This is a genomic window from Burkholderia sp. AU44665, from assembly GCF_030504405.1.
Taxonomy (GTDB): Bacteria; Pseudomonadota; Gammaproteobacteria; order Burkholderiales; family Burkholderiaceae; genus Burkholderia; species Burkholderia semiarida.
Window position 1 is genome coordinate 73,807 of sequence record NZ_JAUJRI010000024.1, and the last position, 9,897, is coordinate 83,703.

Below are 9,897 nucleotides of genomic sequence, written 5' to 3' on the forward strand. Positions count from 1 at the left end.
ACAGCGGTTCTCGGGCGTGATGCGCATCATAGCGCTCAATAACCGATCAGGAGACGCCATGAAGACCCTCGAAGACCATCTTTCCCGGTATGCGGCCTACCATCGCGACGCGCGCAACATCGCGACCCATCTGGTCGGCATCCCGATGATCGTGTTCGCGATCGCGGTGCTGCTGTCGCGGCCGGCGCTCGGGACGCCGGCCGGCATCGCGCTGTCGCCCGCACTGCTGCTCGCCGTCGCGTCCGCGGCGTTTTACCTGCGTCTCGACCTGCGGTTCGGGATCGTGATGACCGTGCTGTTCGCACTTGGCCTGTGGGCCGCGCAGTCGCTGGCGCTGCGGCCGACCGCGCAATGGCTCGCGATCGGCATCGGCGCGTTCGTCGTCGGCTGGATCGTGCAGTTCGTCGGGCACTGGTTCGAAGGCCGCAAGCCCGCGTTCGTCGACGATCTGGCCGGCCTGATCGTCGGGCCGCTGTTCGTCGTCGCCGAGGTCGCGTTCTTCGCGGGGCTGCGCGGCGACGTGCGCCGCGAAGTCGAGCGGCGCGCGGGCCCCGTGCACGGCGGCGCGCATTCACCTGTCTGATGCGCCGGCCGGGCCGGTCCGCCTGTTCGGCGCGGGCGCTTCGGTGCGCCGGCGCCGGTCAATGCGCGACTGTGCGCGCTCGTTCACGACGCGGCAAGCGCGGCGGCGCGTCAGGCGTCGCGGCGGCGCGCGTGCAGGCCGCGCAGGCCGGCGTCGCACCATCCGCCGTCGGCGCAGGCCGTACGCAACGGCTAAGATGCGGAGTGCGTCATACGACGCCTTTGCGGAGCAATCGCCATGGTGGATCGCCCGACCCTCGATGCCTACGACGCCCATGCCGCGCAATACGCGCAGGACTGGCTCGACCAGGCTGCGCCCGACGACATGTACGCACTGCTCGAACAGTATTTCTCGCCGGGGCTGACCGCCGACGTCGGCTGCGGCCCCGGGCGCGATACGGCGTGGCTCGCATCGCGCGGCTTCGACGTGCGCGGCTACGACGCGAGCGCCGCGCTGCTCGACGAGGCGCGGCGGCGCCATCGGGATCTGATTTTCGAGCGGGCCGCGCTCCCGGCGCTGGCCGGCGTACCGTCCGGCGCGTTTCGCAACGTACTGTGCGAAACGGTCGTCATGCATCTCGAACAGGCGGACGCGGCGGCGGCTGCCGCGCGGCTGGCCGATCTGCTGATGCCGGGCGGCACGTTGTACCTGAGCTGGCGGGTGGCCGGAAACGGCGTGCTGCGCGACGAGCGCGGCCGCCTCTATACACCGCTCGATTCGGCGCGGATGCATGCGGCGCTCGGCGCCGGCGTGCGCGTGATCGACGAGCACGAGGTCGTCAGCGCATCGTCCGGCAAGCGCGTGCACCGGTTGATCGTGCGCAGGGCCGGCGGCGACGCGTGAGCGCGCCGCGCCGGCGCACTTGGCACTTACTCGCGGCTGAGCGCCGCTTCCCAGTTGATGTCGACGCAGAGCACCTGCATGCCCGTCGCGGCCGGTGCGGCGATCGACGCGGTCACGCACAGGTGCGCCTCGTTGATCGACAGGTAGGGCGGCGTCAGATGCACGCCGCCCGGCGCGCGCATCGCGTCGATGAAGTACGGGCGGCGTTCCCAGCTCGCGCCTTCGGAATGCAGCAGCGGCCGGAAGCGCTTCGCGCGTTGCGACACGCTGCCGCGCGCGAGCACGTTGTCGCCGATCTGGCGGCCCGACGCGTCGAGCAGGAAGCAGCGTGCGGTCTCGGGCAGCCCGAGCACCGCGGCCGCCGCATCGGTGAGCGATTCGCCCGCGCCGAGCTTGCGGCTCGCTTCCTCGAGCGCGGCGACGTACGGCGCGAGCCGTTCCGCCTGCGTGCGCTCGCGCTGCGCGACGCGCAGCCGCAGCGCGGCCGACAGCGTATCCATGCAGCCCGCGGCGGCCTGCGGCTGCACGGGGTCGACGCTCGGCCCCGCGAAGTACTGGCCCTGCACGAAATCGACGTCGCATTCGAGCGCGATCAGCGCGTCGCGTTCGGTCGCGAGCCCACCCATCAGCACGAGCTGGCCGGATTCGTGCAGCAGCGACACGAGCCCCGGCAGCACGCGTTCGAGATGCGAGTGCTCGCTCGCCTGCGCGAGGATGCCGCGGTCGAGCGTGACGATGTCGGGATGCAGGTGCCACACGCGATCGATGTTCGAATGCTTCGCGCCGAATCCGACGAGCGCGATCAGGAAGCCGGCCTTGCGCAGCCCGTCGATGATCGCCGCATAGCGCGGCGTCTCGCCGCCGGCCTGTTCGGGCACCTCGAGCACCACGCGGTGCGGCGGCAGCCCGAGCGCCTTCAGGTTCGCGAGCAGCGCGTCGCCGTACACGGTGTCCATCAGCGCGGCCGGATGCAGGCTCAGGAAGAGCCACTCGTCGTGGCTGTCGAACGCGTGGAAGTTACCGAGATGCAACGATTCGGCGAGCCGGCCGAGCTCGAGCAGGTCGCCGCGCCGTGCCGCCTGCGTGAACACCTCGTGCGACGCCACCTGACGGTTTTCCTCGTCGTGCGCGCGCAGCGACGCGTGATAGCCGATCGCGCGCCGGTGCGACACCGAGAAAACGGGCTGAAACACGCTGAACACGGTGTAGCCGCCGTACAGCACGGTGCGCCGGTTCCCGTCGTCGCCGGCGACCGGGCGGGGCGGCTGAAAGCCGGGGGGATCGATTTCGATCATGCTCATGATGTCGGCCGAAGGAAGGCTGCCAGTTTACCTACAGAATAGGCCAGCAAGAAGCATGCACGGCGGCATGGCGCCGTGTACGGCCGCCCGGCGCGGCCGGTACGCGGGCGGCCGGGTCGCGTTGCACCGCGATGGTGCGCGCCGGCCCGATTCGGCGCGCGCCGCGCGTCACGCGCGCTCGGACGGGTCGGTCTTGCGCGCCGGGCCGCGGATCTCGGGCGCGAGCTGCGCGAAGATCCACGCGGACGCGGCCGTGATGATCCCGACGCAGATGAACGTCGCGTGGAACGCCGGCAGCGTGTTGCTCGGCGTCACGGTGCGCAGCATGCCGGTGAACGTCGCCAGCAGCGCGCCGGCGACCGTGACGCCAAGGCTCATCGACAGCATCTGCACGAGCGAGAACAGGCTGTTGCCGCTGCTCGCGCCGCCGGTGCCGAGATCCTTCAGCGTCAGCGTGTTCATCGCGGTGAACTGCATCGAGTTGAAGCCGCCGAACAGCGCGAGATGCACGACCTTCACCCACACCGGCACCGTGTCGCGCATCAGCGCGAAGCTCGCCATCATCACGCCGACCATGATCGTGTTCGCGAGCAGCACCTTGCGATAGCCGTGCTGCGTGATCAGGCGCGTGATGATCCGCTTCGAGAACATGCCGGCCGCCGCGACCGGCAGCATCATCAGCCCGGCCTCGAATGCCGAGTAGCCGAGGCTCACCTGCAGCAGCAGCGGGATCAGGTACGGCATCGCGCCGCTGCCGATCCGCGCGAACAGGTTGCCGAGCAGCCCGACGCTGAACGTGTGGATCTTGAACAGCTCGAGCGAGAAGATCGGCTGCGGCGCGCGCACCGCGTACAGCCCGTACGCGACGAAGCACGCGAGGCTCAGGACCAGCAGCACCAGCACGGCCGCGTGCTGCATGCCGAGATCGGCGAGCCCGTCGAGCGACAGCGAGATCGCGACCATGCCGATCGTCAGCAGCAGATAGCCCTTCAGGTCGAAGCGGCCGGCGGCCGGGTTGCGCGAATCGGGCATCGAATAGAAGGTCGCGATGCAGCCCGCGACGCCGACCGGCACGTTGATCAGGAAAATCCAGTGCCACGACGCGATCTTCACGAGCCAGCCGCCGAGCGTCGGCCCGATCAGCGGGCCGATCAGGCCCGGAATCGCGACGAACGACAGCGCCGGCAGGTAGCGCTCGGCCGGAAACGTGCGCAGCACCGCGAGCCGCCCGACCGGCAGCAGCATCGCGCCGCCGACGCCCTGCACGACGCGGAACGCGACGAGCTGCGTCAGCGTATGCGCGTTCGCGCACAGCAGCGAGCCGAGCGAGAACACCAGGATCGCGCTGAAGAAGACGCGTCGCGTGCCGAACGTGTCGGCGAGCCAGCCCGACACGGGGATCATCACCGCCATCGTCAGCGAGTACGCGATCACGACCGATTGCATCCGCAGCGGCGATTCGCCGAGGCTCGCGGCCATCGACGGCAGCGCCGTGTTGACGATCGTCGCGTCGAGCGTCTGCATGAAGAAGCCCGTCGCAACGAGCCAGAGCATCACGGTGAGGTTTTTTTCGCCGGGAGCGGCGGCGGGCGGGCGTTGGAACATGAGGGCGGGGTGGTGGCGCGGGACAGCCGACATTGTAGGGAAAGCCGCCGCGCCGTGCAGGTTCGGGGCGATATGTGATGCGGCCCGACTCGACCTCGGCCGGCCGCGCCACGGGAAGCCTGTCCCCGTCGGGCGGCCAGTACAGTTCAGCCGAAAGCGTCCGCGGCCGTATCTGTCCGTGTGCCGCCTCCGTCCGAAATACTGGTGTCGTCGAACCCGTGCGACCAGGAGGCTGCCATGCGCGAACTGCGACTTTACGTGATGGACGGCGACGAGCCGGCCGGCCGGTGGCGGATCGTCGATCTCACGCTGCTCGAAGTGGCCGAAGGCGACGTGTGGGTGACCGTCGAGGGCCGGCCCGACGATCACTGGCTGGGTGCGGGCGCATCGCTGACGTTGCTGCCCGGCATGCGCGCGTGGGTCGGCGCCGGGCCGCGCGGCGCGACGTTCGCGTTCGGCCCGCTCGCGGCGCCGGCCGTGCGCTCAGCGTCCGCGTGGTGGCGTCCGTTCGCCGCGTGGCGTCACGGCCGGCGTCACACGGCCGCGTCGCTGCCGACGTAGCGTGCGCGTGGCCGGATCAGCTTTCCGTCCGCGTACTGTTCGAGCGCGTGCGCGATCCAGCCGGCCGTGCGGCCGGCCGCGAACAGCGTGAACGCCGCGCCGTCGGGCAGTGCGAGCGTGCGCTCCAGCACCGCGAGCGCGAAATCGATCGCCGGCCGCAGGCCCGTCGCCGCTTCGACGCGCGCGGCGAGCGCGCGCGCCACGCGCAGCGCCGGCCGCTCGGGCGCCGCCGCGTGCAGCGCATCGAGCAGCGCCCGTGCGCGCGGATCGCCGTCGGGGTATAGCGGGTGCGCGAAGCCGGACAGGGCCGTGCGGCCGCCGTCCGCGCGTTCGTCGTGCGCGAGCCGCAGCGCGAGGTAGCGATCGAGATCGGCGGCGCGGGCCGCTTCGTCGAGCAGCGTGCCCGCGCGGAACGTCTCGCCGCCGTGACGCGGCCCCGACAGCGCCGCGAGCCCGCCGGAGATCGCGCCGAACAGATGGGTGCCGGTCGACGCGATGCAGCGCACCGCGAAAGTCGACGGATTCAGTTCGTGATCGGCGCACAGCACGAGCGCGCGCCGCAGCAGGTCGGCTTCGGCGCGCCGTCGCACGCGCCACGCGGCCGCGAGCTGCCGGTGCACGGGCGCGTCGCCCGGCGCGATGCCGGCGAGCGCGGCCGTCGCGACGCGCAGCAGCAACGCGGCGGAATCGAGCTGTGCATCGCGCCCCTGCGCCCACAGGCGCGGCAGCGATGCAGCCGCGGCCGGCAGCAGCACCAGCGCGCGTTCGAGCGGCGCGAGCGGCCCCCAGCGATGGGCCCAGTCGCGCCATTGCGCCGCGTCGAAACCAGTCGATGCGAGCGACGCGGCGGCCAGCCGCGCGGGCGGACAATCCCACAGCCGCGCGGCCGTTTCCTCGAGTGTTGCCGTATCGGCTAGCGCGATCGCATCCGCGCCGCGATAGCGCAGGCGGCCGTCGGCGATCTGCGTGATCCGCGATTCCAGGACCGGCACGCCCCAGTCGAGCGAACGTTCGGCGACACCGCCCGCGCGCTTCGCGTCGGCGCGGCGGCGCGCGAGCAGGCGCACTTCGTCGGCGTCGTAGCGGCGGCGCTTGGTCGCGCCGTCGGGCAGCGAGCGCAGCAGGCCGCGGCTCACGTATGCATAGAGGGTGCTCACGCTGACGCCGAGCATGCCGGCGGCTTCCTGCGCACTGAGGGACGTCATGCCGGTTGCTCCTGTCGCCGCGCATGAAGCGCGGAACCGCTACAACTATTCGTTATGTATTGATTCGCGCAATCAAGATTGATCGCGCCTGTCGCGAATTCTAGACTCGATTCCGTCTCCTCAACGGTATCTCCTTCACCATGACACCCGAATCCGCATTGGCGCATCTTTGGCAACTCGCACACGGCGAGCGCGACGCGCTGGCTCGCACGACCGTGACCGGGCAGGACCCGACGTTGCCGTCGACGTTTCATGTGGGCACGCTTGCCGCCGCGACGATCGCCGCGGCGGCGCTCGCGGCAGCCGAATGCCATCGGTTGCGCACGGGCGTGGCGCAATCGGTCGACGTGTCGGTGCGCGACGCGCTCGTGGCGTTTCGCAGCGAACGCTACCTGCGCGTGGACGACGGGCCGCCGCCCGAGTTGCGTCATCCCGTCACCGGCTTCTTCGAGACGGGCGACGGACGCTGGATTCAGCTGCACGCGAATTTCCCGCATCACCTGCACGGCATTCTCGACGTGCTCGGCTGCGGCCCGCAGCCGGCCGACGTCGCCGCGGCGATTCGCACGTGGGACGGCGCGGCGCTCGATACCGCGCTGGCCGACGCCGGCCTGTGCGCGGCATTGATCAGAACGCCTGACGAATGGGCGGCGCACGAGCAGGCGCGCGCGATCGCGTCGCTGCCGCTGTTCGAGATCGAGCGGATCGGTGACGCGCCGCCCGAGCCGATCGGCCGCGGCGAGGGCGGCCGGCCGCTGGCCGGCGTGCGCGTGCTCGATCTCACGCGCATCATCGCGGGGCCGGTCGCGGGCCGCACGCTGGCGTCGCATGGCGCGCAGACGCTGCTCGTCAACGGCCCGCACCTGCCGAACATCGCGCCGCTCGTGATCGACAACGGACGCGGCAAGCGCTCGACGTGGATCGATCTGCGCGACGCGGCAGGCGTCGATACGCTGCACGCGCTGGCGCGCGAGACGGACGTGTTTCTGCAGTCGTACCGGCCCGGCGCGCTCGCCGCGCGCGGGTTCGCGCCGCGGGCGCTGGCCGAGCGGCGGCCCGGCATCGTCTACGTGTCGGTGTCGGCGTACGGGCACGCCGGGCCGTGGGCGAAGCGGCGCGGGTTCGACAGCCTCGTGCAGTCGGCGAGCGGAATCGCATGGCACGAGCAGCAGGCCGCGCAGGCGAGCGGGCCGCGCCATCTGCCATGCCAGGCGCTCGACCATGCAATGGGGTATCTCGCGGCGTTCGGCGCGATGATCGCGCTCGCCCGGCGGGCGCGCGAAGGGGGAAGCTGGCACGTGCGGACGTCGCTCGCGCAGACGGGGCGCTGGCTGCAGTCGTTCGGCGCCGTGCCGGGCGGGCTGCACGCGCCCGATCTCGCGCTGGCCGACGTGCGCGACCGGATCGAGCGCGTCGCGTCGCCGTTCGGCGTGCTCGACACCGTGCGGCCGGCCGAGCGGTTGTCGGCGACGCCGCCGTCGTTCGCGCGTCCGCCCGTGCCGCTCGGCACCGACGACGCGCGCTGGTTGTGAGCGCTGGTTGTGAGCGCCGGCGCCTCGCCTCGCGTTACTTGCGCAGCTCGACGACGAAATCGTAGTAGTCGTTTCGGCAGTAGGTATCGGTCAGTTCGATCGCGCGCTGGTCGGACGTATAGCCGATCCGCGTGATCAGCAGCAGGGCGTCGTGCGGGGCGATGCCCATCTGTTCGGCGATCTCGTCGGTTGCGTTGACCGCGCGGAAATGCTGCAGCGCGCGCACGATCGGCGTGCCGCGCGCTTCGAGATAGCTGTACAGGGAGCCGACGATCGCCTGCGGATCGGGAATCAGCGTCGCGGGGAACGTCGAGTTCTCGACGGCCATCACGATGCCGTCGGCCAGGCGCAGACGTTTCAGCCGCGTAACCGATGCGGCCGGCGACAGCCCGAGCTGGATCACTTCGTCGCGGTTGGCCGGCTGGATTTCGCGCGCGAGCCACTGCGAGCTCGGCTTGAAGCCGCGGCGCTCGAGCATTTCGCTGAAGCTCGACAGCCGCGACAGCGGATCCTCGTAGCGCGGCTGGATGAAGTTGCCCGCGCCCTGCGTGCGGCGGATCAAGCCTTGCTCGACGAGCAGCGCGATCGCCTTGCGCGCGGTGATGCGCGACACGCCGAGCGCTTCGGACAACACACGCTCGGAAGGCAGCGCTTCGCCGGCCGTCCAGCGGTTGTCGTGGATTGCATCGCCGAGCTTGCGGGCGAGCTGCAGGTAGAGCGGCGTATCGTTGTCGGGGTCGGGGCGCAGGTCCTGCCAGCGGTCGTCCGTGGGTGCCTTCATACAATGGGTATCGATCAGGTTGCGGCCATTCTAAGTCATCATGCCGTGCCGTTATAGCCGGTTTTTGCCGCGTGACAGGCCCGAGGCGTACCGATTGACTACACTGATGCGTCGTATCCGATGCTTCGGCCGCGGTGCGCGGCCACGAATCCGCAACGAGGAAACGCATGACAGACACGATCGCCACGGTCGTCTTGCCGAACGGCGAGACGATTCCGAAGCTGGGCCTGGGCACCTGGGAAATGGGCGAGCGGCCGGCGCGGCGCGCGGACGAGATCGCCGCGCTGCGCGAGGGCGTCGAACTCGGGATGACGCTGGTCGATACGGCCGAGATGTATGGCGACGGCGCGACCGAGGAACTGGTCGGCGACGCACTCGCGGGCCTGCGCGACGACGTGTTCCTCGTCAGCAAGGTCTATCCGCACCATGCGAGCCGGCGTGGGGTCGTCGCTGCGTGCGACGCGAGCCTCAAGCGCCTGCGAACCGATCGCCTCGACCTGTACCTGCTGCACTGGCGGGGTTCGGTGCCGCTCGAGGAAACGGTCGAGGGTTTCGACGCGTTGCAGCGTGCGGGCAAGATTCGCCACTGGGGCGTGAGCAACTTCGATACGGCCGACATGGCCGAACTCGTCGACGAGGCGGGCGGTGGTGCGTGCGCCACCAACCAGATTCTCTACAACATCGCGCGACGCGGCCCGGAATTCGACCTGCTGCCGTGGCTGGCCGAGCGCCGGATACCGGCGATGGCATACAGTCCGGTCGATCACGGGCGGCTGCCGAAACGCTCGCCGCTCGACGAGATCGCGCGGCTGCGCGGCGTGTCGGTGATGCGCGTCGCGCTGGCATGGGTGCTCGCGCAGCCGGGTGTATTCGCGATTCCGAAGGCGTCGCGAATCGAGCACGTACGCGACAACCGCGCCGCGCTCGATGTCGTGTTGAGCGATGACGAGCGCGTGCAGCTTGACGCGTATTTCCGTCCGCCGCGCAGCAAGCGCGCGCTCGAGATGCTCTGACCCCGGGCAACGCTTGGGGTCAGTGGTTGCCGCCGGGCGATCCGCCGTTGCCGTGACCGCCGCCGTTGCCGCGACCGCCACCGTTGCCGTTGCCGTTGCCGACACCGTTGGCCCCGCCGTTGCCGGCGCCTCCGCTGCCATTGCCGTTACCGTTGCCGCCGCCATTGCCGTGGCCGCCGGTGCCATTGGCGCCGCCGCTCCCGCCGCCGTTACCGTTTCCGCCGCCATTGCCGTGGCCGCCGCCGCCGTTGCCGTGGCCGCCGCCATTGCCATGGCCTCCGCCGCCAGCACCGCCGCCACCAGCACCGCCGCCGCCAGCACCGCCGCCAGCACCGCCGCCAGCACCGCCACCAGCACCGCCACCAGCACCGCCACCAGCACCGCCGCCGCCGCCGCACCGGCAAGACGATCCGCAACGCGCAGCTCGGATTGCTCGCGAAGTTCTGTTCGTGAGCCGCCCGCGCGATGCGGGT

General features: G+C 70.8%; 10 protein-coding genes. 6 read left to right on the forward strand and 4 right to left on the reverse strand.

Going from position 1 to position 9,897, the window contains the following annotated elements:
* Window positions 1-58 precede the first annotated feature (58 nt).
* Entirely contained in the window at window positions 59-583 is a 525-nt protein-coding gene (locus QZM15_RS29355) for a DUF962 domain-containing protein (protein ID WP_275905589.1), read from the forward strand.
* Window positions 584-820: 237 nt separating this feature from the next.
* A complete protein-coding gene (locus QZM15_RS29360) occupies window positions 821-1,426 on the forward strand; it encodes a bifunctional 2-polyprenyl-6-hydroxyphenol methylase/3-demethylubiquinol 3-O-methyltransferase UbiG (RefSeq protein ID WP_302107778.1) in 606 nt (201 codons plus the stop codon).
* A gap of 26 nt (window positions 1,427-1,452) precedes the next feature.
* Here the strand turns inward: QZM15_RS29360 and QZM15_RS29365 are convergent, their stop codons facing one another.
* Together QZM15_RS29365 and mdtD are read right to left on the reverse strand one after the other, a co-directional pair.
* Window positions 1,453-2,727 carry an EAL domain-containing protein gene (locus QZM15_RS29365; protein WP_059578360.1) on the reverse strand — a complete coding sequence of 425 codons (1,275 nt, stop codon included), beginning with the start codon at window positions 2,725-2,727 and terminating at the stop codon, window positions 1,453-1,455.
* 168 nt (window positions 2,728-2,895) lie between these two features.
* Window positions 2,896-4,332, reverse strand: coding sequence for a multidrug transporter subunit MdtD (gene mdtD, locus QZM15_RS29370; RefSeq protein WP_059578356.1), 1,437 nt, complete (start codon window positions 4,330-4,332; stop codon window positions 2,896-2,898).
* Between the two features lie 237 nt (window positions 4,333-4,569).
* On the opposite strand from mdtD, the gene QZM15_RS29375 reads away from it, so the two are divergent.
* Window positions 4,570-4,893: a DUF2917 domain-containing protein gene (locus QZM15_RS29375; protein ID WP_059578355.1), complete on the forward strand. Its 324-nt coding sequence runs from the start codon at window positions 4,570-4,572 to the stop codon at window positions 4,891-4,893.
* Here the strand turns inward: QZM15_RS29375 and QZM15_RS29380 are convergent.
* A complete protein-coding gene (locus QZM15_RS29380) occupies window positions 4,866-6,098 on the reverse strand; it encodes a citrate/2-methylcitrate synthase (RefSeq protein WP_302107779.1) in 1,233 nt (410 codons plus the stop codon). The two genes, QZM15_RS29375 and QZM15_RS29380, sit on opposite strands and share 28 nt — an antisense overlap.
* A 140-nt stretch (window positions 6,099-6,238) precedes the next feature.
* Here QZM15_RS29380 and QZM15_RS29385 point away from each other — a divergent pair, with 140 nt between their 5' ends.
* Window positions 6,239-7,630, forward strand: coding sequence for a CoA transferase (locus QZM15_RS29385; RefSeq protein WP_302107780.1), 1,392 nt, complete (start codon window positions 6,239-6,241; stop codon window positions 7,628-7,630).
* Between the two features lie 34 nt (window positions 7,631-7,664).
* On the opposite strand, the gene QZM15_RS29390 is transcribed toward QZM15_RS29385, so the two are convergent.
* On the reverse strand, window positions 7,665-8,411 hold the full coding sequence (locus QZM15_RS29390; protein ID WP_006489667.1) for a GntR family transcriptional regulator: 747 nt from the start codon (window positions 8,409-8,411) through the stop codon (window positions 7,665-7,667).
* Between the two features lie 167 nt (window positions 8,412-8,578).
* On the opposite strand from QZM15_RS29390, the gene QZM15_RS29395 reads away from it, so the two are divergent.
* Together QZM15_RS29395 and QZM15_RS29400 are read left to right on the forward strand one after the other, a co-directional pair.
* The gene (locus QZM15_RS29395; protein ID WP_059578345.1) at window positions 8,579-9,424 is read left to right on the forward strand and encodes an aldo/keto reductase; all 846 of its coding nucleotides are present in this window, start codon (window positions 8,579-8,581) and stop codon (window positions 9,422-9,424) included.
* Window positions 9,425-9,476: 52 nt separating this feature from the next.
* The coding region (locus QZM15_RS29400) for a hypothetical protein (RefSeq protein WP_302107781.1) at window positions 9,477-9,897 on the forward strand (421 nt) is incomplete at its 3' end.